Below are 25,520 nucleotides of genomic sequence, written 5' to 3' on the forward strand. Positions count from 1 at the left end.
GTGTAGGCCGGGTAAGCGTTAGCGCCACCCGGCAACACAGGCCGCTCGGTTAGTTCAACCCTTCCGCTTTCAGCGCCGCAGCCACTGCAGGACGCTCCGCCACGCGTTTCATATACGATGCGATATGGTCTAACCCTTCCAGGTTCAGCTTAACCGCGCGCGCCCAGCGCAGCACGGTAAACAGATACGCATCGGCAATCGTGAAGCGCGAACCACAAATCCACTGTTCGTCTCTCAGCGATTCGTTAACGTACTGCAGCTTTTTCTCAAGAAGCGCACGCAGGGTCGGTTTGAACTCCTCTGGCGTATCCGGGCGGAACAACGGCGTAAAACCTTTGTGCAGTTCGGTCGCAATGTAGTTCAGCCATTCCAGCGTCTTATAGCGAGAAATGGTACTCACCGGAGCCAGCAGCTGGCGATCGGGTACGCTATCGGCCAGGAACTGCATAATCGCGACGCCTTCGGTCAGCAGAGTACCGTCATCCAGCAAGAGCGCCGGAACTTGTCCCTTGGGGTTAATGGCAAGAAAATCATCGCCATTTTCCAGACGCTTTTTCATCAGATCAACGCCATCCAGCGTGAAATCTTTGCCGCTCTCGCGCAGGGTGATATGGGAAGCAAGAGAGCACGCGCCCGGTTTGTAGAACAGTTTCATCGGTAACTCCTTTTTGCTGAGGTTTCAGCTATGTTAGTGCGCCAACGGACAAAAAAAAAGCCGCTAATGCATTAGCGGCTTCTGTTCTGTCGTTTCTCAATAATCTTACGCGGTAGCGGTTTTGGTCGCTTCAGCCGTCTTGTCGTCGTCCTGAGTCATACGATTCAGTTTCGGCGCTGTCAGCAGCATCAGAACTGCAATAACCGCAGTCGCGATACCAATCTGCATGAACACGGTACCGTAGACGTTCAGGGAGACCAGTGGGTCAGTGACGTTTTCCGGCACAGCCATCAGGTTCGCAATTTTACCCGCAATGATTGCCGCACCGGCAGTGGTCAGGAACCAGCTACCCATAATGAAGCCCATCAGACGCTGCGGCACCAGCTGTGCAACCATCGCCAGACCCAGACCGGAGATCATCAGTTCACCGATAGACTGCAGCGCGTAGCTCAGGATCAGCCAGTTAACGGACACGATACCCGCGTCGGTGGCAAATTTGGTACCCAGCGGCAGCACCAGGAACGCGCCGGAGCACAGCACCATACCGATAGCAAACTTGTGCGGCATTGGCAGACGGTCGCCCATCTTGTTATAGATAGCGGCCAGAATCGGGCTACCAATCATGATCCAGAACGGGTTCAGCGCCTGATACTGTTCCGGCTCGAACGCGATGCCCAGAATTGAGTGCTCAACGTTACGAATGGCGAAGAAGTTCAGTGAGGTTGGCATCTGGCTGTACAGTACGAAGAAGATAATCGCTTCCAGCATCAGGATGAACGCCACAATCATCTTGCGACGGGCAGCACCCTGCATGGCGAACGCTTCTTTCGCAAAGATAACCACGATACCCAGCGCAACCACGCCCAGAACGGCACGGGCGATACCCTGGTTGTGCAGCAGCCAGGTGGCGATTGCCGCGAGGACAACAACGCCCACGATGGTGGCCAGCAGTTTGCCCATATGCACAGGCTCGAAGTCAGGTTTTGAACCGTAGTCTTTAACCCAGCTGCGGCAGAACAGGAAGTTCACCACGGTGATCAGCATGCCCACGAAGCTCAGCGCAAACGCCACGCTCCAGCCGAACTTCGCCGCAAGCCATGGGGTTGCCAGCATCGAGAAGAACGAACCGATGTTGATGGACATGTAGTACATGGTAAATGCACCGTCCAGGCGCGGATCGTCTTTGTTATAGCAGGTAGAAAGCAGGGAGGACGGGTTCGCTTTGAACAGACCGTTACCGACGGCAATCGTCGCCATACCCATATACACGACAGCGGCATCATGCCCTGACCATGCAACCAGACCATAGCCAATCGCCAGGACAATGGCGCCCAGCATGATGACACGTTTAGTCCCGAGGACTTTATCACCCAGCCAGCCGCCAATAGCGACCAGACCGTACACCAGAGCACTAAAGGAAGAGAACAGCGTGATGGAATCGGCTTCGGACATACCCAGCTGTTTTACCAGGTAAACCGCCATGATCCCTTGCAGGCCGTAATAACCAAAACGCTCCCATAACTCGATAGAGAAGATGAGATAGAACGCTTTAGGCTGTTTAAAAGCGTTAAGACTTACGCTTTCATCTGTTGGTTTATTGTTTGCAGTAGACACATATACCTCTTTTTTTACATCCCATATTAACGGGGGTGTTCATAGCGCGATGGCCGTAGTCCATACGCCTTATAGTTATATTGGGAGGAGAAACGGCGGGTAATGTTCACTATCCTGCCCCATCTGGCAATACGTTTGTAATAATCTGTTACATATATCTGAGGTGGTATAATCGTCGGTTCATATAAATGTTATTCAGCGTTAAATTTCATACGATGAGTAAAGGTAGTTTTTTCGACTGGCGATAACCCACCCTGACCGGCTTTTGGCGATATGTTCTGCTATTTGCCGCTTAATGCAGTGATATGGGCCATATTCTGAAAAATAGCTGGTCTTATCTTCGGTGATGGAAGGAGAGTATCTTGTCAGACAAAGGGTTTAGGCGGATTATGACAACAAAAATTCAACATGAAGTTATCAGGGTGATCGCGATCACAGATGTATAGAAATTTTTGGCCATGAAAAAAGTATTAACCTGTTTGAGCGTTAAACAACCGAACAAGTGACAGGTCAGGGGGAATGAAAGACGGACAAATAACGGCCAAAAGAAGGGTGCCTGGTAGCCCTTCTTTTGGTAAGGGATTGTGACGATCAGGGATATACTTTTTCTTTGTATTCGCAGAGATCTTCAATAATGCACGAGCCGCATCGAGGCTTACGGGCAATACAGGTATAGCGGCCGTGCAGAATCAGCCAGTGATGGCAGTCAACCTTAAATTCGGCCGGAACCACCTTTAACAGCTTCTCTTCGACCTGCTCAACATTTTTCCCCGGCGCGAAGTTAGTCCGGTTAGAGACGCGGAAAATATGCGTATCCACGGCGATGGTCGGCCAGCCAAACGCGGTGTTGAGCACCACGTTCGCGGTCTTACGCCCCACGCCCGGTAAGGCTTCCAGCGCGGCGCGATCTTCCGGTACTTCGCCTCCGTGCTGTTCCAGCAGGATCCGGCAGGTCTTAATGACGTTCTCGGCTTTGCTGTTAAACAGGCCGATGGTTTTGATATAGGACTTCACGCCTTCCACGCCCAGCTCCAGCATGGCTTTTGGCGTATTGGCGACCGGATAGAGCAGGGCAGTGGCTTTATTGACGCTCACATCGGTCGCCTGTGCAGAGAGCAACACCGCGATCAGCAGCTCAAACGGGGAGGTAAAATTCAGCTCCGTCGTCGGGTGCGGGTTCTCGTCCCGCAGACGGGTCAGGATCGCAATGCGCTTTTCTTTATTCATGAAGCCTTCTCGGGTGTCCCTTCCAGAACGCTACGCTCAGCCGCGCGGCGCTTACGTTTCTCATCAATCAGGTATTTTATCGCCAGCATCATGCCAAGGCCAATAAACGCGCCAGGGGGCAGCATTGCCAGCAGGAATGGCGTATCGGTGTGGAACACTTCAACGCGCAGCGCTTTGGCCCAGCCGCCCAGCAGCGCATCTGCGCCGTCAAACAGCGTACCGTTACCGAGGATCTCGCGCAGCGAGCCCAGCACGAACATGGCGCAGGTGGCGCCCATTCCAATGGAAAAACCATCCAGCGCCGACATGGCGGGGCTGTTTTTCACCGCGAACGCTTCCGCACGGCCAACGACGATACAGTTGGTGACGATAAGGGGAATAAAGATCCCGAGCGACTGGTACAGGCCAAACGCGTAGGCGTTAATCAGCATCTGGACGATACTGACCACCGACGCAATGATCATGACATAAATCGGAATACGAATTTCCGAAGGCGTCCAGCGTCGCAGGGCGGAGATGGAGAGGTTGGTCAGGGTCAGAACCAGCGTGGTTGCCAGACCCAGACCGAGCGCGTTGGTGGCGGTGGACGTTACCGCCAGCAGGGGACACATCCCCAGAAGCTGGACCAGCGCGGAGTTGTTCTTCCACAACCCCTGGACAATAACCTCTTTAACCTGGCTCATGATTACTCCTCACAGGCCGGAAGATTGTTGATTTGCGCGGGCAGCGTTTCAGCATACAGCCCGGCTCGTTTTACGGCGTTCACCACGGCGCGCGGCGTGATGGTCGCGCCGGTGAACTGGTCGAACTCGCCGCCATCTTTCTTCACCGCAAACGCGGTATCCCCTTCGCCATGGATAACTTTACCGGCGAAGTGCAAAATCCAGTCGCTCAGACGGGTTTCAATTTTATCGCCCAGGCCCGGCGTTTCATGATGTTCCGTCACGCGAGTACCCAGAATAGTGCCGGAGAAATCGCTGCCGACAAGCAGCTGAATGGCGCCGGAATAGCCGTCGGGCGCCGTCGCTTCCATCACCGCGCCTACCGGTCTATTCCCTTTACGGGCGATAAAGAGGCGGTGCGCGCCTTTCCCAAGCTGAGGTGCGTCTACCACAAAGCAGCTTTTTTGCAGATCATTATCGTAGAAATCTGACGGGATCACCTGATCGAACAGCGCCTTTTGCTGCTTTGAAGCCTGCTCTTCGATGGTCGTTTTGGTTAACGTGTTAACCAGGGCCGTCAGCCCGGTCAGGACCGCGGCGAAGACAGCCAGCGTGACGCCGTGCTTTTGCATCGTTTTTAACATGGCGAAACCCTTAGCGATGGCCGTACACGCGCGGACGCGTGTAATAGTCGATGAGCGGAACGGTAATGTTGGCAAGCAGGACGGCAAACGCGACGCCGTCCGGGTAACCGCCAAAGCTGCGGATGAGCCATACCAGCAGGCCCGCCAGCGCGCCGAAGATAAGGCGGCCGCGGTTAGTCGTTGACGCCGTGACCGGATCCGTCAGGATAAAGAAGGCACCCAGCATGGTCGCACCGGAGAGCAAATGCATCTGCGGGCTGGCGAGTGATTCAGGAGAGAATACCCAACCCAGCGTGGCGCAAACCGCCAGCGTCACGAGGAAGCTGACCGGAATATGCCAGCGAATGGCTTTCTGCTGCAGCAGGAACAGGCCGCCCAGCAGATACGCCAGGTTGACCCACTGCCAGCCCGCACCCGCCAGCATGCCGCTGTAAATCGCGGATTTCATGATCTGCTCAACGCTTTGCCCGGCGTGCAGGGACGTTTTAAAGGTATCGAGAGGCGTCGCCTGGCTGATACCGTCCACGCCCATGCGCAGGGCGTTCATATCAGCGCCGAGCGCCGTATGGCCGGTAAAGATAACATGCAGGGCATCCATAAAGCCCGGAACCGTGGCCGCAATCTCGTGCGGTGGCAGCCAGCTGGTCATCTGCACGGGGAAGGAGATCAGCAGCACCACGTAGCCAATCATCGCCGGGTTAAACGGGTTATGGCCGAGCCCGCCGTACAGCTGTTTGGCAATCATCACAGCAAACACGGTACCGAGCACGACCATCCACCACGGGGCAAACGGCGGAATACTGATGGCGAGCAGCAGGCCGGTCAGCAGCGCGGAGTTGTCAGCCAGAATGCGTGACACCGCCATCTTACGCAGCTTCAGGACGAGTGCTTCCGCCGCGACGGCGCTGGCGCAGCCCAGGGCTATCTGGAACAGGGTTCCCCAGCCGAAAAACCAGCACTGAACGGCAATGCCCGGCAGCGCGGCCAGGCAGACCAGCATCATAATGCGCGATGTCTGACGCTGGTTGTGGGTGTAGGGGGAACTTGCGATTCTGAAAACCATTTAATCCTCGTTTACGGCTTGCTGTGCGGCTTTCTTCGCCTGAACGCGCGCAATGGCGGCGGCGACGGCGGCCTTGCGCGGGTCATCGTTGGCGGCCTGCGGCTGCTCTTCCTGCTGCGCAGCCTTACGGGCTTTGGCGCGGGCAATCGCTGCTTCGACGGCGGCTTTACGCGGGTCGACCGGTGGTGCTTCTGATACTGCCTCTGGCGCCTGCTGCGCAGCCTTGCGGGCTTTGGCGCGAGCAATCGCTGCTTCGACGGCGGCTTTACGCGGGTCGACCGGTGGTGCTTCTGCTTCTGCCTCTGGCGCCTGCTGCGCAGCCTTACGGGCTTTGGCGCGGGCAATCGCCGCTTCAACGGCGGCTTTGCGTGGGTCGACCGCTTCTTGCTCGACGACTACCTGCTGCTCTCCAGCTTTGCGGGCCTTGGCCCGGGCTATCGCCGCTTCAACGGCCGCTTTACGCGGGTCGATCTCAGTATCTGCCTGAACCGTTTGCGCTTTTTCCGCCTGACGCGCGCGAGCCGCAGCCTTTCGCGCTTCGCGGGCGGTAATCGCTTCGCTGTTATCCGGTTTTTCCCCGGCCTGGATCACCACCGTCTGGGCGGCATCGGCTTTTTTCTCGCGAACTCGCGCCAGTGCGGCGTTGATCGCATCCTGATCTTTCCCGGCAGGCTGAACGGCGGCCTGCTTATGGCGTTCCTGACGGGCGATTTTTTCGCGCTCCAGTCGCGCCTGACGCGCTTCGAAACGTGCCTTGGCTTCCGCGGCGCGTTTTTCTTCCATGGAAATGGCATAAATCTCGGCCTTCTCCTGACGGAAGTATTGCACCAGCGGAATGTTGCTTGGGCAGACCCAGGCGCAGGCGCCGCATTCAATGCAGTCGGCCAGATTATGGGATTTTGCCTTGTCGTGCAGCTGACCTTTGCTGTACCAGTACAGCTGTTGCGGGAGCAGATCCGCCGGGCAGGCATCGGCACAGGCGCTGCAGCGGATGCAACCTTTCTCTTCCTGCTCTTCACCCATTTCGGTTGGGGAAGGAGCGAGCAGACAGTTCGTGATTTTCACTACCGGAACGTCCAGCCACGGCAGCGTAAAGCCCATCAGCGGGCCGCCCATGATCACCATCTGGTCGCTGGCCGGGCAAAATTCAGCCTGTTCCAGCAGATGGCGCACCGGCGTACCCAGACGCGCCCAGACGTTGCCCGGACGGGAAACCGACTCGCCGGTCAGCGTCACCACGCGCTCGGTCAACGGCTCGCCGTCAATCACCGCGCGTTTCACCGCATAGGCGGTGCCGACGTTTTGCATCAGCACGCCGATATCCGAAGAGCGTCCGCCGTGCGGGACCTGCTTGCCGGTCAGAATTTGCGTCAGCTGTTTTGCGCCGCCAGAAGGGTACTTGGTCGGGATAACGCGCAGGCTAATATCATGACTGCCCGCCAGCACGGCGCGCAGCATCGAGATGGCCTGTGGTTTATTGTCTTCGATACCAATCAGCACTTCCCGCGGCTTCAGAATGTGCGCCAGGATGCGGATGCCTTCCACTACCTGAGCGGCGCAATCCTGCATCAGACGATCGTCGGCGGTGATATACGGCTCGCACTCGGCGGCGTTGATAATCAACGTCTGAATGTTATCGCCACCGCCGCGCAGCTTAACGCCAGTCGGGAAGCCCGCGCCGCCCAGCCCGGCGACGCCGAACTGATGAATTCGCTCGATAAGGGCTTCGCGGCTGTGGGAGCGGTAGTCGCTCCAGCCGTCACGATCGATCCATCGGTCTTCGCCGTCGGCTTCAATGATCACGCTCAGCTCCGACAGCGCGGACGGATGAGCCACCGTATGAGGGGCAATCGCCACCACTTTACCGGAGGTGGGGGCGTGTATCGGCAGCATTCGCCCACGGCCAAAGGTCAGCGGCTGACCGCGAAGAACCGTATCGCCTTCTTTCACGCACAGCTCGCCCTCAGCACCAATATGCTGTTTGAGCGGCATGACGTAACGCGTCGCCAGCGGAATTTGACGCAGCGGCGTGCCGTTGGACTGGGTTTTCATCTCTGGCGGATGGATACCGCCGTCAAAGTCCCAAATCTTCTCTTTTCTGAAAGCAGAAAATAACTTAAGCATGTTGTTCCACAGGAATGATGCGAACCGGAATGGTTTGAAGATCCCACTTCCAGCTTTCGGTAGTCGTTTCAACCGGGCGCAGCTCAATACATTGCGTCGGGCAGGGGGCCACGCAGAGGTTACAGCCGGTGCAGAGGTCCGCCACGACGGTGTGCATGGCGCGGGTGGCGCCCACAATGGCGTCAACCGGGCAGGCCTGAATACATTTGGTGCAGCCGATGCAGTTGGCTTCGTCGATCACGGCGAGGGCGCGAACCGGCTCCTGCACCTCCGCATCGCCATCAACGGGCTGCGGATCGACGTTAAGCAGGTCCGCGATTTTCAGCATCACCGCTTCGCCGCCGGGGGCGCAGCGGTTAATTTTTTCACCCTGAATGCCTACCGCTTCAGCGTAGGGACGGCAGCCCGGGTAGCCGCACTGCCCGCACTGGCTTTGCGGCAAAAGCTCATCAATTTTTTCAACAACGGGATCGTCCTCTACCGCGAAACGGCGGGAGGCGTAACCCAGGATAAGGCCAAACACCAACCCCAGGACGCTGATAGAGGCGATGGCAATCCAGATAGCATTCATTACAACTTCACCAGACCACTAAAGCCCATAAAGGCCAGAGACATTAAACCCGCGGTCACCAGCGCAATCGCGTTACCGCGGAAGGGCGCAGGGATATCCGCTGCCGCCAGACGCTCGCGAATCGACGCGAACAGGACCATAACAAATGAGAAACCGACGGCGGCGGAAAAACCGTACAGCGCCGACTGCATAAAGTTATGGCCAAGGTTGATGTTCAGCAGCGCAACGCCGAGAACGGCGCAGTTGGTGGTGATCAGCGGCAGGAAGATACCCAGCAGGCGATAGAGGGCCGGGCTGGTTTTACGCACCACCATTTCAGTAAATTGCACAACAACCGCAATGACCAGAATAAAAGCCAGCGTACGAAGATAGATTAACCCCAGCGGGATGAGGATCCAGGTATCAATCAACCACGCGCAGATGGACGCCATCGTCATGACGAAGGTTGTCGCTAGCCCCATGCCCATCGCCGTTTCCAGCTTTTTGGACACGCCCATAAACGGGCACAGGCCAAGGAACTTCACCAGAACGAAGTTGTTAACCAGCACGGTGCCGACAAAGAGCAGTAAGTAATCGGTCATTATTTAGCCTGAAATAAAAAAGCCGCCTATTATCGGACAAACTCACGCAGGCGACAACAGGTTATCTGTAAGGTTATTACGGGTTCACGAAGGTGTTTTTTACCCGCGTCGAACGCTTGAAATAGGGAACCAGCAGCGCGGCCGCCAGTAACGGGAAAAGCAGCTGACGAACGGCCAGAGCGTCTGATACGGGCGAAAAAGCAAAGGCTTTAACCGCCAGCAGAACCGAAATCAGCAGCCAGATAATGTAGTGTTTAGGTACACTTTTGCGGCGCTTAAAGAAGGCGATGGTCAACCACAGGGTGTAGTACCACATACCAATCGCGAAAACGAACGACACAAACCACATCGCAATACTCAGCACGCTTTGCGACATCAGGGTCTGGATGGCGTGAGGAGTAATCAGTGCGGTGGTATACAGCAGCAGCGCAAGTGATGCGCTTAATAAGGCAACCAGCAGCCATGCCAGTGGGGCGATTAACCAGCCTCCAATGCGTTCTCCAGGCGTTGCGGTCATGAACTCTCCCATAATCTGCGCGAAATGTTGTACAGCCAGTTTGCAGGGCGGAGAGTATATAACATTTCGCGCGGATGGCTACTTTCTTATAAAACGTAACGCCATATGGACTTAGGCACTTCACCCACGTTGAACAAACGACCTCCGGAAACCAGCTCCGCACGGCGATGGTCAGCGGCGCGATACATATTAATGATGTCCTGATTATCCGACAGGGTGTAGTTCAGATGGTCAAACAGTTTTTCCAGGCTCTCAAGCGAATTGATCTTGCGAAATTTTAATAAATAGTCCTGAACTGTCATATTAATAAGTTTCCATATAAAAGTGAGTAATACCAGTTAAGGTAATTCGTTCGAATAATAAACGGATTAATAAAGACGTAAACAGCCCACTCAGGTAACGCGACGAAATTAGGAGTTTTCTTTGCTGAAATTCAGGCATCAGACGATGCCTGGAAGAGAAGGTTAACCGTGTTCACCAGGGCTGGCAATAAGTAACTGACATATTATGTCACTCTTTATTGCAGTAACCGGTTACTTAGGTTGGGCGACTGCGACAGGCTCCGGCGGCTGGTAGTTATCGATATGGCTGGCAACGCCCAGCAAAATGACCGAAACCCCAAGGACAATCCATCCCGCTAATTCAATGATTCGATTAATAATTGACGTCATGATTCGTAGTTGTACTTTATCCATAAATACAGGTCGCAAATGTTACAGCGACGTTTCCCCGACGGCAAGCGCTTTGGGAACGGTTCCCTTAAACAAAATCAGTGGGTTAATACTATGTAACAAAAACAACCCCTACAACCTGCTATTTTAAGTCATATGGCACATTATTAATCTGTGGTAATGCCAGGCTAGCCAGTGTGAAATAAGAACGTCATAAAAGAGGACGGCACTATGAGTGATAATATCCGCGTTGGGCTTATCGGCTATGGGTACGCGAGCAAAACGTTTCATGCGCCTCTGATAGCCGGGACGCCGGGGATGACCCTGGCTGCGGTATCCAGCAGCGATGCCGCTAAAGTCCATGCCGACTGGCCTTCCGTGCCGGTTGTCTCTGAGCCAAAACACCTTTTCAACGATCCAAATATTGATTTAATCGTTATCCCCACCCCGAACGACACCCACTTCCCGCTGGCAAAGGCCGCGCTTGAAGCCGGTAAGCACGTGGTAGTCGATAAGCCCTTTACCGTCACGTTGTCTCAGGCTCGCGAGCTGGATGCGCTGGCAAAAAGTCTGGGCAGGCTGCTGTCGGTATTCCATAACCGCCGCTGGGACAGCGACTTTCTGACGGTAAAAAGGCTTCTCAGTGAAGGCACGCTAGGGGAGATCCTCTTTTTTGAATCGCACTTTGACCGCTTCCGTCCGCAGGTACGAAACCGCTGGCGCGAGCAGGCCGGTCCGGGCAGCGGCATCTGGTATGATTTAGCCCCGCATCTGCTGGATCAGGCCGTCAATCTTTTTGGTCTGCCGGTGAGCATGACGGTCGATCTGGCCCAGCTCCGGCCCGGAGCGCAGACGACCGATTACTTCCACGCGGTGCTCAGCTACCCGCAGCGGCGGATTGTGCTGCACGGCACGATGGTCGCGGCCGCGGAATCTGCCCGCTACATCATTCACGGCACGCGCGGGAGCTACGTGAAGTTTGGCCTCGATCCGCAGGAGGACCGGCTGAAAAGCGGTGAACGTTTGCCGCAGGAAGACTGGGGCTATGATATGCGCGACGGCGTGGTCACGCGGGTGGAAGGTGAGGAACTGGTAGAGGAGACCTTGCTGACGATCCCGGGCAACTATCCGGCCTATTATGCGGGCATTCGCGATGCGCTGAACGGCACGGGCGAAAATCCGGTTCCGGCCAGCCAGGCGATTCAGATTATGGAACTGATTGAGCTGGGTATTGAATCTGCCAAACATCGCGCCACGCTCTGTCTGGCATAAGCAATAAGGGCTGTTGTAGGCCGGGTAAGGCGTAGCCGCTACCCGGCAAATGCTCAACCGCGAGCCACTTTATCTTTAAGCGCCTGCTTCTCTTCAGGCGTCAGGAAGGCGATCTCCAGCCCGTTGATCTGCGCCTGACGGATCTGTTCGCGGCTCAGACCCGCCTGCGGTGCGGCGATGTTGTATTCGTGGATGATATCCACGCCCTGAACCGCCGGGTCGTCAGTGTTCAGCGAGGCCAGCACGCCGTGCTCGAGGAACGTTTTCAACGGATGATGCGCCAGCGTTGCCACGGTGCTGGTCTGAATGTTAGACGTCAGGCAAGACTCAATCCCGATACGCTGCTCCGCCAGGAAATCCATCAGGGCGCGATCTTCTACCGCCTTCACGCCGTGACCGATACGCTCGGCGCCCAGCTCGCGGATGGCCTGCCAGATGCTTTCCGGGCCAGCCGCTTCACCCGCATGCACGGTAATGTGCCAGCCGGCATCGCGCGCGCGGTTGAAGTGGGAGAGGAACAGACTGCCCGGGAAGCCCAACTCGTCACCGGCCAGATCGACGGCGGTGATGGCATCGCGATGGGCCAGCAGCGCTTCAAGCTCCTGCAGGCAGGCGGCTTCGCCGAACGTACGGCTCATAATGCCAATCAGACGGGCCTGAACGTCGAAGGTTTTACACCCTTCGCGCACGCCTTCAATCACGGCTTCCACCACGCCTGCAACGGGCAGGCTGTGGGTCATCGACATATAGCCCGGCGAGAAGCGCAGCTCGACGTAATGCAGGCCATTACGGGCCGCATCTTCAATGTTCTCAAACGCCACGCGGCGGCAGGCATCCAGCGAGGCCAGCATCTTCACGCCCCAGTCGAGTTTGCTCAGGAAGCTGACCAGGTCCGGTTCATTGGAGGTTACCTGTACGTGAGGGATCAGCGACTCAAGCGTCTGAGCAGGAAGCGTTAAATTGAACTGGCGGCCAAGATCGAGGATGGTTTGGGCACGAATGTTACCGTCAAGGTGACGATGAATATCAGTTAAAGGCAGGCGTGTATCAATCATGGTCGCACTCTTTTCTGGTTAAAGTGCGCCATATTATAAAAACAAAACGGGGTAAAAAGCTATTTGCGCAAGGGAATATTCCGTTGCGCAAATTGATTACAGGAGCGTGTTAATCCCGGCAATGAGGCGTTGCACCCCTTGTTCAAGCTTGCTGCGCGGACAGCCGGCGTTCAGGCGAACAAAGCCGTTTCCCTCTTTGCCGTAGGTATATCCCGGCATGATGGCGACTTTTTGCTGCTCGATCAGCACTTTTTGCAGCGCCCGATCGTCAATGTTCAGGGGGCGCAGGTCAATCCAGGCCAGGTAGGTCGCTTCGGGCGGCTGCCAGTTCAGTTTCGGAAAGGCGCGGTTTACTTCCTGCGCGATATACAACAGATTCTCTTCCAGATAGCCCCGCAGGGCATCCAGCCACGGCGCACCCTGCTGATAGGCGGCGATATGCGCCGTCAGCGCCAGCACGGAAGGGGAAGCGAGTCCGTCCCGGCCTTTTAGTGCGTAGAGATAACCGTTACGGCTCTGTTCATCGCCAATCAGGCCGTAAGCGCCCGTCAGCGCTGGAATATTAAAGCTTTTCGAGCCGGAGGTGAGAAGCGCCCATTTGCCGCGCGCCACCGCGCTCCACGGCGTGTGACAATGCTCTCCCCACACCATATCCATATGAATTTCATCGCTGATAACCGCCACGTCATAGCGTGCGCACAGTTTAGCCATGTGCGTCAGCTCGTCCCGCGTCCAGACCTTGCCGGTTGGGTTTTGCGGGCTGCAAAGCAGTAAAATTTTGTTTTCAGGTTTCGCCAGGGCCGCTTCCAGCGCCACCATATTTCCCTGCCAGCCTGCGGCGTGCTTTTCCATCTCCACGGGCACCACATGACGCGCATTCCCTTCAATAGCTTTATAAAACGCGTCGTATGCCGGGGTGTGCACCACCACGCCGTCGCCGGGGTGTGACCAGAGACGAATCAGCTCTGACACCATGTAGATAACGGAAGGACCATAAACGACGGTTTCCGTATCAATCGTGCTGTTAAAGCGCTGCTGGAACCAGTGCGCGACGGCGGCGAGAAACTCATCGTTCTTCCAGCGGCTGTAGCCCAGCACGCCGTGATTGATGCGCTGATGCAGCGCGTCGGTAATGCAGGGCGCGGTGGCGAAATCCATATCCGAGATGGTGAAGGGCAGCAGATCGGCCGCGCCAAAGCGGTCGGCGACGTAGTCCCACTGCGTACACCAGGTGCCGTGTCGATCCACGACGGTAGAAAAATCAAACATGACGTGAGTCCTTAAAGTAAAACCCCCTCATGAGAGGGGGCTGAGGCATCAGGCTTCAACTGTTCGCATCAGGGTAGCCAGCTCATCCTTCACCGACTGGACCTGCGGGCCGATAACCACCTGCAAATTGTGCTGATTTAACTGTACCACGCCGATGGCCCGGTTGGCTTTCAGGGCGTTGGTATCCACTTTTGACATATCCGCCACCGACAGACGCAGGCGGGTGATGCAGTTATCCAGCGAGGTGATGTTATCCGCGCCGCCCAGCGCCGCCAGAATGGCCGGTGTGTTATAGCCGGATTTGCCCACGGTCCCGGCAACCGCCTGTTCAACGCTGCTCGCCGTATCGGTATCGCGGCCGGGCGTTTTCAGGTTAAAGCGGGTGATGGCGAAGCGGAAGATGCCGTAGTAAACCGCAAACCAGATAGCCGCCACAACTGGCACCAGGTACCACTTGGTGGACAGGCCGTGCAGGATCCCGAACACCACGAAGTCGATCACGTTGCCGTCGGTGTTAACTAAAGTGTAATAGGTATAATTGAAATTTTCGATGTGCCCGTGGAGCAGTCAGCCTACTGTAATGCTGAAAATTACAGCGACGGCTACAGCCTTCACCATAAAGAAAAACATTGCCATGCGTGTTTTTGTGGTGTATTATTTTAAAGAATTGCTGCGGAAACTTTTCGGAGTTTGCGCGGGTGAACATATCCCTTGTTCGCTCTGGTAACGGTGCGGCTTAGCTTCGCGCGTGTCTTTGTCTGTGCTTACTGGTAAATATTAGTATCTATTGTATGGCGTTAGTTTTATGTCTTCTGATCTCCCCTGCCTTTTTGCTCAAAAAATAACCAATCATCGTGATGGTGGACGTTATAGTCTCATCCATACATCTGAGTACGTCCTTGACGGGCTTGTGTATCGTTTGAATTATGACCCTTTGAAAGATGGCTACCATCCGATCAGAAAAGAAATAATCGATGCATTCATTAAGCAGTTACAGGCTATGCAATCCCACTACAGTAAGATTTTTGCTTTCCGATTCGACTTATCGGTGCCGGAAGGAATGTCCGTTGCGGAAAGTAATGTCTTAGTGAGTAATCTTTTCGAGCGACTGAGAGGTCGTTTCAAAAAGAAGGCGTGGAATGAACAGCCGATCAAAAAGTTTGCTTATGGCTGGGTTCGAGAAAAGAAAGTGGCTAACCAGGTTCATTACCACTGCTGGATTGCATTACCTTACTTCCAGGTTCAAACTGCTGGCTTTGGTAACACAGGCATGATTGGGTTGATTAGTGAGCTTTGGGATGAATTGACAGACAATATCAGTCGCGTGCATTTAGCCGAGAATAGTCGATACTCTATTGTAAGGGGTGATCACGATAGTCTTGTGGATTTTGTTGAGCGTATATCGTACCTTGCGAAAAACAGCGGTAAGTTTTCATCTGGGGAAGGGCACAGGATCTTTTCAACGTCTAAGCTCAGAATGAAAGAGAGTAAATAACGCAGGTGGCAAAATCTTTCGTGTAGGTCAGTTTGAACAGAAAATACAAATCCTTCCTGTAACGCATTCTAAGCCTTTCTAAGGCTGTGGCAGTACGTTCGCATTACCTGCGTGATTTAAACCGCTTACAGCTTCATACAGGCTGTTTTAGAACAGCTTTCAATATTTGTTTGATAATCCTTCCATTATCACTGATTGATTTTGGTTTTTCATGAATGCGTTTCTGATTTGTGGGTTGTGTCACATTATTTTTCAGTATAACACATAGCGACCTCCTATGTTGGCGAGGTCGCTGGGAGTGGCTGCATCAGGCTTGCTGTAGGTTCCAGTTCCGTTTGATGGTTGGAAGACTCAACCCTAATTCAGCAGCCGCTTTTGACTGGCTAAGACCTCTGCTCCTCGCTTCCTGAACTCGCTTACGAGTATCTGTTGCAACCGGACGACCTAACTTTTTACCTTCCTTCCTTGCTCGTTCAAGTCCTTCTTTAGTTCTCTCGGTAATGCGTGATTTTTCAAACTCAGCGAAAGCGGAAAACATTTGCAACATTAGCTTCCCTTCAGCGTTTGCAAGATTACGGACGGGAAGATCGAGCGATACTACGTCAATCCCTTTTTCAACCAGCATTGAGATGGTTTGCTGTACATCGATGTTGTCGCGTCCCAGACGGTCCAGTTTCAGCACAACCAGTTGATCACCAGCTTCGAGCTTATGATTAACCATATCAGCGAAGGCCTGGCGCTGCATAGCCTGAACTCCACCAGAAACGATTTCAGAGATTACACGATTATCAGTGACCTCATACCCGGCCTGACGAATTGCCAGAATCTGATTATCTGTTGTTTGTTCGCTGGTCGAAACACGACAGTAGGCAAAAACACGACTCATAACATTCCCTCGATTGGTATCAAAAACGGTATCATAATGCCATAATGGTATCATAAAATCAATATGCTAATTTTTTGACCCCTATTTTGCATATGATTTACTGGTGTCGTAAAACGTTCGATTGTTGATGCCAGATATGGACTTTATATGTAATTTGAGCATATTGGGTTATTTGCGCCTTAAGTCAAATTGGTGTTGCGCGTGTGGATATTGCTTGTAAAATGACCGCTGCAATTTTTTCATAACAAGTAGAGGGACTTATGAAGCAATACACCAACGAACTTACCCCATCTGTGATCACAACATTCAAGAACCCATTCAGCGCAGAGCAACTGGCAAATGCAGACGACGAACAACGCCAGATTTTCAAATCTCATGTTGAGGAAATGAAAGATCGCTCTTTAGTGGCTATTTGGCGTTTTGCCACTGAAGGATCACTTACCCAAAACGGCGGGAAGATTGAGAAAGCCAGCGCCAACGATTCGTTTACACTGGAGGATGGGAGTGAAGTTAATCGGGCAATGGTTGGTGATTATGTGGTCTATCCTGACGGAACGCGCGCAAGGATCATCAACGGATCTGGATCCGTCAATACTAACGGGAGTGGCGTTTCTTATGCACTCGTAGGTAGCCAGCTTGATAACGGTGATGTGATTGTTAGTACCCCACAAGACTATGCTCTTCTGTGCCAGTTAGATAATAGCCCCGCAATGCCAGCCGATTTTCTCGCTCCAGCGTCGCTCTAAAAAGGAGTTCAGAAAATGTCTATAGGCTTTTGGGTTGTGAAAGGCGATAAAACAACATGCGGGGGATCGGTACTGACCGGACATCCGAAAGGGAAGCAGATTGGCCCTAATCTAAACAGACAAGCAACAGTAGGTTGCCAGGTATCCTGTGGTAAACATCCTGGCATATACAGCGTGGCTGGTGGATACCCCGGAGAATATATTCATGGGCAGTTAGCCGCCAGTACGATCTACAGCCGCTCTACCTGTCCGTGTAAGTCATTTTTCATTGCCACCCATACTTTTATGAAACACGGCCCTTACCAGGAACCAGTAAAAGCGACATCTGCATCCGTGGAAACGAAAGCAGTATCTGAGCCTGTACAAGAGCCACAACAACACGCCCAGGTTGCAAAGAAGCAAAATAGCTTTGCTGACACCTGCAAGCCAGAAGATAATCCGCTATTGAATGGTGTTTACATCTGGACTGAAATCACGGATGCAGGACACGCTTTCGTATCAGTTCATCAAGACAATTCGATATACGTTTACACATACGGGCGTTTTGGTCGAAGAGGGCCAGCGAACTTAACTGGTGATGGGATATTAATATACTTTACTGGGGAAGATGCTCGCGGCTACTACCGTGAAGAATTGTATAAAGTTAATGCACGGGTGTTCAGGATTGATGATGCTTCTATAGTTGCAACTCGTTCATTCTTTGAAAATCTATGGCTCTCAGGGGCAGAGCCTGTAGTAACAGATAAAATGGGTGAAAGAACAAAGCGTCGTGGAAGAGTAATTGACGTTTATGACCTTACTGGCAGCAACTGCACAACACATACAGTTCAGGCTATTGGTGAAGCTGGCTCTAAAGTCTTCGATACTGTCTACACATCAACAACAACACAGCTCCCTATTGAAGGAGAACAGGATTTTGCCGTCCCTCTATCCCTGCAAAAGTACTTAGTGGAAAAAAGCAGTTCTCTGAATGCAATGCAGGTTTTTGAAGTTACGAACCAGTTTCGAGAACAGTATCCGAACGTTGACAACTATACCGCAGGGGAAGAAAACGCTATGGAGAAAAAGCTGGCTCAAGGCGCTTCTACATTAGGTTCAGCGTCTGGTTATTCGGGCGGTACTGTTGGCGGTTTCTTGGGCGGCTCATATGATATTAACGAGTAGATCAAAATGTATAATCCGATGGGGGAGCATACTCTCGATCTCCTTCATATACATCGCCACAGTACTTATCAGCGTCTTAGATTACGGGATAACAAAAAAATACACCGATATTCTCAACGATAAAACGATCACAGTTGAACGTTGTAATGCTGTGGTTTCTGATTTCGATCAGTACTATTCTTGGTTGGTAAATGTTTCTCTGTTTGGTTACATCATTTCTACAGTACTTATCATTCTTATCTTCAAGAAAATGCGATGACCACCAAAGGCTGGTTTCTTCCAGCCTTTCCCTTACTTCGATATCCCCACCATCACTTCTATAATATCTGCAATAATTGCAGTTGGCTTTTCAAACTGGCGTTTAATGTGTGAGGTTATTTTGTTTCTCCCTAAATTCTATCTTAACAATACGCTCTCCATTGCGATATATTTTAACCTCCTCAGGGGGGGATTTCACTGCTTTACGGATCTCATTCATTGTGTCTTTAGATAATATGTCGCAACCTTCCATATACATAACCTTACGGGTATCGGTACATGATATGTTAGTGAAACAGCTACTGACCCACGAATCGGGTATTTCGATTCCATGTAACAGCTTCATATATTGAACGATGAAGTAATCTGTCAAGTGAAATCGTCCGACTGTAAGTTTCCCCTTAAACATAAGGTCAGATGTGGAAGCTTCCCACTCATTTCTGAAAACTAAACTGGTTTGATTATTTTGCATGTTATCATCATCCGCTAAAGGTATACGCCTATTCGTTGTCATGACTTACATATGAAGTTTTAACACTCGCATCAAGAATCATTTGTAATGTGCATGAAGCTTTGCTCCCGTCGATGTGTTAATTAAAACCCAAAAAATTCAAGCGCATTACAGCTTTAATGTTATTTAGTTGTTTGTTCTTTGAATATCGCATTATATTGTTTCAGGTTCCATTCATGGACTTCTGGAACTTTGGAATAGTGATCCAGAAAGATTAACTGGACTTGCATTAGATTGGCGTGGCTCATTTCAAAAAGAAACTTCTGAGGAGAGGATATACACAGAAAATCTTCGGTGATTCCTCTGCTTGCGCTAAACTCCTTTGTTTCTCCACCATCGAATTTCGCATAAACGGTGGTAGAAAAGTATGGGGCGAAAAGTTCACGCTTTTTATCGTTAGTAATCGCACTGAAACACACGTCTAACAGCTTTCCTGTTCCTTCACGTCTGATTGTGAGCATTGTCCCTTTCGTGCGTCCCAACACGCTTACAGAACGCGTGGTGACATCACCAAATGCGTTTGTGTGGTCGACCTTTTCAACGAATCCAATTTCACGACGATCCTGTAGCATTTTTTCGTGTTGGTCTTCTGCGGCTTGTATTGCGGCTTGTTCCGCTGCTTGCTTGATTACCTTATTCGGATCTCTTGATAGCCACGCGGATATTAATACTACTGCGGCTATCACTCCGAATATTGACCAACGTGCTGTTTCCGATAATTTCATGATCTACTTCCCTTTAGTAGGTTTAACATTTATGTTTGATGCACCCAGAAGCATCAAAGATGTCTTCTGGGACGTTGATACTATTATCATAATGCAAAGTGGGTAAATCGAATTGACTTTGGTTTTGTTGTACATCATTTATGACGTGGGTGCGTTTTTCTTTCCATTATTCGATGATTGCATTATCTGCGAAGTACAATGGTCGAATACTGTCCTTTGTATCCTCTTTAGCCACAGAATGAAGTGAGCTGGTGTTTAAGGGTAATGTTGATGGATTATTTTCCATTTTCAGATTCCAGTTCACGAATTCGATTTTCCGTCATATGGGTAAGACATGCCTCTTCATTATTGCATTGGGATTTTTTCCTTATCCATTCTCTTTGCGCAGGGAGCAAGCGTTTACGTGTATCAGAGCTAAGATTTTTCCAGACTGAATTAAGTTTATCATCGCTTGCTTTAAAACTATGTGTATCGTCCTTTGATTTTTCTGCATTGTTTTTAGGGGCTTCGTGATTGGTATCATACAAAACGGGTGCCCGTACTCCCTGAGCGTAGTCTTTAGCTGCTTTTTCCCACACGCCTTTCCCATTGGCAGTCAACATTTTTCCGAACTCTGTAGTGTCGAAACTGTAATTGCGGATCTCGCCATTGAAGTCCAGCTTCATGTTAACGGCTGTTGACTTCGAAATGGCAGTCAAGAAATCACCAGCTTCGGACCCGAAGGAACAAGCGACTTCTTTAGTATCACTGACATTAGGGCGTAACCCGTGCATCGTGAATCTGCCGTTATCAGTTGTAGCAGTGATATCTACCAGCGGAACGATTGATGATGATTGCTTTGTCATCGCGAAGCATATCCCCTTCAGATTTACATCCCTGTCCATCCCGAGAAACATCAGGGCGTTTTTGTCGCTGCTTGCGACACCTGCTGATTTTGCCTCTGGCAAGAAATAGACGGTACTGGAGGCGGTGGTTAAACCTGAAACGAAAACTACACCTGACGCCATGATTTTCAAGGTTTTTATAAGGATGGTCATTCTGGATACCTTCTATCGTTCGCACTCCATCGTGGACAGAGCATTCATTCCATGAGTCTTGTTTACGAGAAACACTAACCGAAGAATCATGATCTTACATTGATCTATGAAATCTATCAATATCGTGTAATTGATCTGTAAAAACGATCGATTGGCATGGGGAGAAGAGGGGGAAGATGCGAAGGGTATTGTTTTTAAAGGGTTTTAAAATGGTTCATATGCTTGGTGTTAACGTCGGGCGGGGGGCAGCGGTTAGTCTTGAATACTGCGATTGGAAGGGATTCCCTTCGACTGTACGGGCTTTCCTGCAACCATAGAGGTGTTTCGATAAGGAGCGGTGCAATAAGTACAGTTCGTAGACATAATGAATACGATGTAATTTGAACCCTTGCTCTAAAACGCGCTGTATCAAGTTTTACGGGGGTTTTGTATTGAACGATGTCTGAAGTCTGCTTTAATCGCTCTGACAAGATACAGAGCGATTCATGGCTATATAGCGATGGATGACGCTAACATTTCTGTGGGGCAATTTTACAATGGCACTAACACTTACCTTTATTCCGTCAGTTCATCGATCAGTGTTCGGGGATGATCTAGTCGTTTTTTCGCTTCGGTCATGAACTTGTCTCTGTTGATCATTATGTCAATATGGTCATGCAGTACCAAACCTTCAGATTCAAGAATTTGAATATCGTTGATAGTCTGCGCTTCAACATAAATCTTACCTTTCTTCCAGCCTGAGTTGTTTTCGATAACGATACGCTGTTTATGCTGATCTCGGTATGTGATGGTAAACAAGTTGTGTTTCTTATCTATTCTGAAGCAATCCACGCGCATAATAACGGTCTTAATGTTTGCCCTTATTTTTGTACGTAAAGGGTTAAGTGCGTCATTAATGTCAAACTCCCTGAACTTGTCCCACCCCTCAGTGTTCATTTGCACGATTGATTCATCGTATAGTCTTTTTTCCACTATCAGACTTTGTTTTTCTTGTTCCAGTTGATCAATTTGTGAAGTGAGGTTATTTATGATTGCCGGATTTTTAGCTGAACCAATAGCCAATACATAGTTCTCAATTTGCGCTTGTATGTCCGCGATTTTTCCTTCTAAACCAGATGGTTGATATTTTTTCTGCAAGAAAATTCTATCGGCTATCAGTTGTAAAATCGTCCTTTCAAGGGTGCTTGCCCTGAATCCCCACTTATTACAATCTTGGTGTAAATCTCTGGATGCACATTGATAACGGTAAGCATGTGGATGGTTCTTAAGGGTTGATTTTGCCTTAACCATGTAACATGAGCAATGCGCACAGTGCAAAATACCAATACCGGAAAGTAATGGTATTTCTGGGTTACTTTCGCGATTCGGGGCAAATCCTTTATTTCCAACTTGGAGCTTTAACGCTTCATATTCATCTTTGCTGATGATCGCAGGGTAATAATCATCCAGAATGTATTCTGCATTGTTTACAGTAATCACTTTTCTTCCATAAATGGCAGGTTCAAGGATTCTGGAACAATGTTGCATATTCCATATGCCTTTTGATTTTTTGTTGCCTATAACCGGTCCATCGTAGTTGTTTTTCAGGTGCTGAAGGATCATCCGATTTGACCAACCGTATTGTTTTAACTGAATAATTTTTTTTGCTATGGGGAACAAGACTGGATGCGGATTGACATACCCAGTACTCGAATCTGTCCACCATTTATCCGACCCTAACTCTTTTATTGCGACTACAGGATCACCAAGTTTCCGTTCCTGGTGACGTCTGATCTTGGACAGAGCACTTGCAATCGTGCGGTGTGATTTGGTTGAACTTTCTTCGTTAGCACGGCTGAACAACATCACGCTAAACATCAGTTGCTGCAATGTCTCGGTGTTTACTTCAGTCTGCCTGTAAACCTGTTTATCAATCCCGGTGATGACAGTGATGCCATTCAGTAATAAGCTGGTGAATAGGTTTACAGCTTGCATAGCATTCTGACGTGAGAAACGGTCAAGGGATTCAATCAAGAGGAAAGACCCTTTGGGGATCACTCCGGATTCAACTTGGTCTATGAAATCGGATAACGCGCCTTCCTGAACATTTTTACCTTTGTATGCGGATACACCTAAATCTTGGTATTCCTCGAAAATATCTAGGTCATATTCAGCAGCGATTTGTTTCGCCATATCAGCAATGTAACTCTTTTGGCGCTCAATCGAGTTACCTTTCCCTTGCCGTTCGCTGGAATAGCGGATGTAAGAGTATAAGCGTAGACGATTCATAACATTGAGTTTCATGTGATTGAGTGCGTTTCTGGGGATTCTAACATATGCAGACATTGATCATCACCTCTTGAATGCTCCATTGAGGCGATATGTATGCGGGTTTCACGCCCCCAATATTAATGAGGTGTATTTTACATTAGTGTTGCCGATGGTCACGCCCAGCACCGCCATCACGGTAAAGCCCAGACCGGTCAGCACCGCGTGGATGAGGTACAGCACCGGTGCGACGAACAGGAACAGGAATTCGATTGGCTCGGTGGTACCGCCCACGACGCAGGCGATCACGCCGGAAATCAGCAGACCTTTAATTTTATGACGGTTTTCCGGGCGCGCGCAGTGGTACATCGCCAGCGCGGCACCCGGCAGGCCGCCGAGGAAGGCAGGCATTTTACCCTGAGACAGGAAGCGGGTGGCGCTTTCGGAGAAGCCGTGTGTGGTCGGGCAGCTCAGCTGCGCCTGGAAGATGGTCAGCGCGCCGCTCACGTCGTGACCGCACACCTCCATGGTGCCGCCCGCTTCGGTGAAGCGAATCAGGGCCACCAGGATATGCTGCAGGCCAAACGGCAGCAGCAGACGCTCGCCGGTGCCGAAGATCATCGGACCGAAATCTCCCGCGCCGTTGATGATGCGGCCAATACCGTTAATGCCCATCGCAAAGACCGGCCAGATCAGCGGAATGATTAAACCGAACAGACCCATCACGACCAGGGTAACAATCGGCACAAAGCGGGTACCGCCGAAGAAGGCCAGGGCATCCGGCAGCCGGATATTGTGGAAGCGCTCGTGCAGCATCCAGATAATGACCCCTGCGATCACTGCCCCGAGTATCCCGGTATCAATAGACTGGATACCGATCACGCTCTGAATGTTGTTGGCTTTCAGCACGGCGGCGTCGGTGGTCGGCAGAATGCCTTTCGCGGTCAGCCAGAAGTTAACCGCCAGGTTCATCACGGCGTAGCCCACAAAGCCGGCAAACGCCGCGACGCCTTTGTTCTCGCGCGCCAGACCCAGCGGGATAGCAATACAGAACATCACGGGCAGGAAGCTAAACGCAAAGGAGCCGACTTTACTCATCCAGATGAAGATCGCCTGCAGCACCGGGGTACCGAGGAACGGGATCAGCGTGATGACGTCTTTACTGCTCAGCGAGCTGCCGATCCCGAGCATGATCCCGCAGAACGAGAGGAGTGCCACGGGCAGCATAAAGGTTTTACCCAGTTGCTGGAAAAATTCCCACAGCGATATTTTTTGTGCTGCTTTCGCCGTCATAAAACGACTCCTTTATTGTTAAAATCAGTTTGCCTGCTTCAATGCTGCGAGAAGATAAAACGTTTTATCAAAGTTTAGTGCGCGCTAAATCACATTCTCAGGCTTTGACTGGTAGTATAAAGATAACGTATTGATAAAACGTTTTACTGATCTCATTTCAGGGAGTCACGCCAACACATGGCTGTAGCGAAAAAAATCACCATCAACGATGTCGCGCTGGCGGCGGGCGTTTCCGTCAGCACCGTTTCTCTGGTGCTAAGCGGAAAAGGGCGCATCTCTCCTGCGACCGGTCAGCGGGTTAACGAGGCGGTTGAGCAGCTGGGTTTTGTGCGTAACCGTCAGGCGTCGGCCCTGCGCGGCGGGCAAAGCGGGGTGATTGGCCTGATTGTCCGCGACCTGACGTCACCTTTCTATGCGGAGCTGACCGCCGGGTTAACCGAAGCGCTTGAAGCGCAGGGGCAGATGGTCTTTCTTCTGCACGGCGGTCGCGAGCCCGATCAGCTTCTCTCCCGGCTCGATATGCTGCTGAATCAGGGGGTGGACGGGGTGATCGTCGCCGGGGCGTCGGGCGTGGGCAGCGAGCTGTGCGAGCGCGCCGCCGAAAAAGGCGTGCCGCTGGTGTTTGCTTCGCGTGCCAGCTATCTGGACGAGGCCGATACGCTGCGACCGGATAACATGCAGGCCGCGCAAATGCTGACCGAACATCTTATTCGTCGCGGACACCAGCGCATTGCCTGGCTGGGTGGGAAAAGCTCGTCCCTGACCCGCGCCGAGCGGGTCGGCGGCTACTGCGCGACGCTGATTAAATACGGCCTGCCGTTCCACAGCGAATGGGTCGTGGAGTGTGAATCCAGCCAGAAGAAAGCGGCGGAAGCGATAGGCGCGCTGCTGCGCAGCAGTCCGACGATCAGCGCCGTGATTTGCTACAACGATGTGATTGCCATGGGCGCCTGGTTTGGCCTGATCCGCGCCGGGCGTCAGAGCGGCGAGGGCGGGGTGGAAACTTTCTTCGGCCATCAGGTGGCGCTGGGGGCGTTCGCCGACGTCGGTGAAAACGCGCTCGACGATCTGCCGATCGTCTGGGCTACCACCCCTGCGCGGGAGATGGGCTACACGCTGGCGGACAGGATCATGCAGCGCATCGACAACACGGACGTTCAGGCCGGACACCAGATTGTGGCGGCGCGGCTGGTGACGGTGAAATAATCTCCGCTGCACATCGCCCGGCGGCGC

The 25,520-nt window shown here is 51.9% G+C and carries 23 protein-coding genes and 2 pseudogenes; 5 read left to right on the plus strand and 20 right to left on the minus strand.

All coding sequences use genetic code 11. The annotated features are described in order from the left end of the window. Positions 1-49: 49 nt before the first annotated feature. The 12 genes from gstA to blr form a co-directional block, all read right to left on the minus strand. Positions 50-655 carry a glutathione transferase GstA gene (gene gstA, locus ACERY3_RS06225; protein WP_048979515.1) on the minus strand — a complete coding sequence of 202 codons (606 nt, stop codon included), beginning with the start codon at positions 653-655 and terminating at the stop codon, positions 50-52. Between the two features lie 105 nt (positions 656-760). Next, positions 761-2,269 (minus strand): dipeptide/tripeptide permease DtpA, encoded by a 1,509-nt coding sequence (dtpA, locus tag ACERY3_RS06230; RefSeq protein WP_033145330.1) that lies wholly within the window; start codon positions 2,267-2,269, stop codon positions 761-763. Positions 2,270-2,860: 591 nt separating this feature from the next. Next, complete coding sequence (nth, locus tag ACERY3_RS06235) at positions 2,861-3,496, minus strand: endonuclease III (protein WP_008500570.1); 636 nt, start codon at positions 3,494-3,496, stop codon at positions 2,861-2,863. Further along, positions 3,493-4,179: an electron transport complex subunit E gene (locus ACERY3_RS06240; RefSeq protein ID WP_023617347.1), complete on the minus strand. Its 687-nt coding sequence runs from the start codon at positions 4,177-4,179 to the stop codon at positions 3,493-3,495. Before ACERY3_RS06240 ends, nth begins: the two co-directional genes overlap by 4 nt. A gap of 2 nt (positions 4,180-4,181) precedes the next feature. After that, complete coding sequence (rsxG, locus tag ACERY3_RS06245; RefSeq protein ID WP_048977465.1) at positions 4,182-4,802, minus strand: electron transport complex subunit RsxG; 621 nt, start codon at positions 4,800-4,802, stop codon at positions 4,182-4,184. Positions 4,803-4,812: 10 nt separating this feature from the next. Next, positions 4,813-5,865: an electron transport complex subunit RsxD gene (rsxD, locus tag ACERY3_RS06250; protein ID WP_058840747.1), complete on the minus strand. Its 1,053-nt coding sequence runs from the start codon at positions 5,863-5,865 to the stop codon at positions 4,813-4,815. Continuing rightward, a complete protein-coding gene (gene rsxC / locus ACERY3_RS06255; protein WP_373225279.1) occupies positions 5,866-7,989 on the minus strand; it encodes an electron transport complex subunit RsxC in 2,124 nt (707 codons plus the stop codon). Beyond that, on the minus strand, positions 7,982-8,560 hold the full coding sequence (rsxB, locus tag ACERY3_RS06260; RefSeq protein WP_182383412.1) for an electron transport complex subunit RsxB: 579 nt from the start codon (positions 8,558-8,560) through the stop codon (positions 7,982-7,984). Before rsxB ends, rsxC begins: the two co-directional genes overlap by 8 nt. After that, positions 8,560-9,141, minus strand: coding sequence for an electron transport complex subunit RsxA (gene rsxA / locus ACERY3_RS06265; RefSeq protein ID WP_014883581.1), 582 nt, complete (start codon positions 9,139-9,141; stop codon positions 8,560-8,562). The genes rsxB and rsxA overlap by 1 nt, the downstream gene beginning before the upstream one ends. A 76-nt stretch (positions 9,142-9,217) precedes the next feature. Further along, a complete protein-coding gene (locus ACERY3_RS06270) occupies positions 9,218-9,658 on the minus strand; it encodes a DUF2569 domain-containing protein (protein WP_048977467.1) in 441 nt (146 codons plus the stop codon). 86 nt (positions 9,659-9,744) lie between these two features. After that, positions 9,745-9,960 (minus strand): transcription modulator YdgT, encoded by a 216-nt coding sequence (gene ydgT, locus ACERY3_RS06275; RefSeq protein WP_058840745.1) that lies wholly within the window; start codon positions 9,958-9,960, stop codon positions 9,745-9,747. A 231-nt stretch (positions 9,961-10,191) separates the two neighbouring features. Next, on the minus strand, positions 10,192-10,317 hold the full coding sequence (blr, locus tag ACERY3_RS06280) for a division septum protein Blr (RefSeq protein WP_170864498.1): 126 nt from the start codon (positions 10,315-10,317) through the stop codon (positions 10,192-10,194). A 243-nt stretch (positions 10,318-10,560) separates the two neighbouring features. Here blr and ACERY3_RS06285 point away from each other — a divergent pair, with 243 nt between their 5' ends. Further along, the gene (locus tag ACERY3_RS06285) at positions 10,561-11,601 is read left to right on the plus strand and encodes an oxidoreductase (protein ID WP_032657704.1); all 1,041 of its coding nucleotides are present in this window, start codon (positions 10,561-10,563) and stop codon (positions 11,599-11,601) included. Between the two features lie 53 nt (positions 11,602-11,654). Here ACERY3_RS06285 and add read toward each other — a convergent pair whose 3' ends face one another. The 3 genes and pseudogenes from add to ACERY3_RS06300 form a co-directional block, all read right to left on the minus strand. Beyond that, positions 11,655-12,656, minus strand: coding sequence for an adenosine deaminase (add, locus tag ACERY3_RS06290; protein WP_058840744.1), 1,002 nt, complete (start codon positions 12,654-12,656; stop codon positions 11,655-11,657). A 96-nt stretch (positions 12,657-12,752) separates the two neighbouring features. Next, a complete protein-coding gene (locus ACERY3_RS06295) occupies positions 12,753-13,925 on the minus strand; it encodes a MalY/PatB family protein (RefSeq protein WP_373225280.1) in 1,173 nt (390 codons plus the stop codon). A gap of 48 nt (positions 13,926-13,973) precedes the next feature. Then, a pseudogene (locus ACERY3_RS06300) lies at positions 13,974-14,450 on the minus strand (glucose PTS transporter subunit EIIB); the annotation flags it as partial. A gap of 280 nt (positions 14,451-14,730) precedes the next feature. Between ACERY3_RS06300 and ACERY3_RS06305 the strand changes: the two are divergent. Beyond that, positions 14,731-15,420 (plus strand): inovirus-type Gp2 protein, encoded by a 690-nt coding sequence (locus ACERY3_RS06305; protein ID WP_373225281.1) that lies wholly within the window; start codon positions 14,731-14,733, stop codon positions 15,418-15,420. 307 nt (positions 15,421-15,727) lie between these two features. Here the strand turns inward: ACERY3_RS06305 and ACERY3_RS06310 are convergent, their stop codons facing one another. Further along, entirely contained in the window at positions 15,728-16,306 is a 579-nt protein-coding gene (locus tag ACERY3_RS06310; protein WP_373225282.1) for a recombinase family protein, read from the minus strand. 260 nt (positions 16,307-16,566) lie between these two features. Here ACERY3_RS06310 and ACERY3_RS06315 point away from each other — a divergent pair, with 260 nt between their 5' ends. Further along, a complete protein-coding gene (locus ACERY3_RS06315; RefSeq protein ID WP_373225283.1) occupies positions 16,567-17,052 on the plus strand; it encodes a PAAR domain-containing protein in 486 nt (161 codons plus the stop codon). A 15-nt stretch (positions 17,053-17,067) separates the two neighbouring features. After that, positions 17,068-18,216 carry a PAAR domain-containing protein gene (locus tag ACERY3_RS06320; RefSeq protein ID WP_373225284.1) on the plus strand — a complete coding sequence of 383 codons (1,149 nt, stop codon included), beginning with the start codon at positions 17,068-17,070 and terminating at the stop codon, positions 18,214-18,216. An 891-nt stretch (positions 18,217-19,107) separates the two neighbouring features. On the opposite strand, the gene ACERY3_RS06325 is transcribed toward ACERY3_RS06320, so the two are convergent. From ACERY3_RS06325 to malX, 4 genes and pseudogenes are all read right to left on the minus strand, one after another. Then, a complete protein-coding gene (locus ACERY3_RS06325) occupies positions 19,108-19,710 on the minus strand; it encodes a hypothetical protein (protein ID WP_373225285.1) in 603 nt (200 codons plus the stop codon). A 275-nt stretch (positions 19,711-19,985) separates the two neighbouring features. After that, complete coding sequence (locus ACERY3_RS06330; protein WP_373225286.1) at positions 19,986-20,747, minus strand: lysozyme inhibitor LprI family protein; 762 nt, start codon at positions 20,745-20,747, stop codon at positions 19,986-19,988. A gap of 555 nt (positions 20,748-21,302) precedes the next feature. Next, positions 21,303-23,072 (minus strand): recombinase family protein, encoded by a 1,770-nt coding sequence (locus ACERY3_RS06335; RefSeq protein ID WP_373225288.1) that lies wholly within the window; start codon positions 23,070-23,072, stop codon positions 21,303-21,305. A gap of 81 nt (positions 23,073-23,153) precedes the next feature. Beyond that, positions 23,154-24,287: pseudogene (gene malX, locus ACERY3_RS06340) on the minus strand (PTS maltose transporter subunit IICB); the annotation flags it as partial. A gap of 177 nt (positions 24,288-24,464) precedes the next feature. Between malX and ACERY3_RS06345 the strand changes: the two are divergent. Then, positions 24,465-25,493 carry a Mal regulon transcriptional regulator MalI gene (locus tag ACERY3_RS06345; protein WP_373225290.1) on the plus strand — a complete coding sequence of 343 codons (1,029 nt, stop codon included), beginning with the start codon at positions 24,465-24,467 and terminating at the stop codon, positions 25,491-25,493. Positions 25,494-25,520: the final 27 nt, after the last annotated feature.

The organism is Enterobacter cloacae complex sp. ESBL7, assembly GCF_041679625.1.
Classification (GTDB): domain Bacteria; phylum Pseudomonadota; class Gammaproteobacteria; order Enterobacterales; family Enterobacteriaceae; genus Enterobacter; species Enterobacter asburiae_B.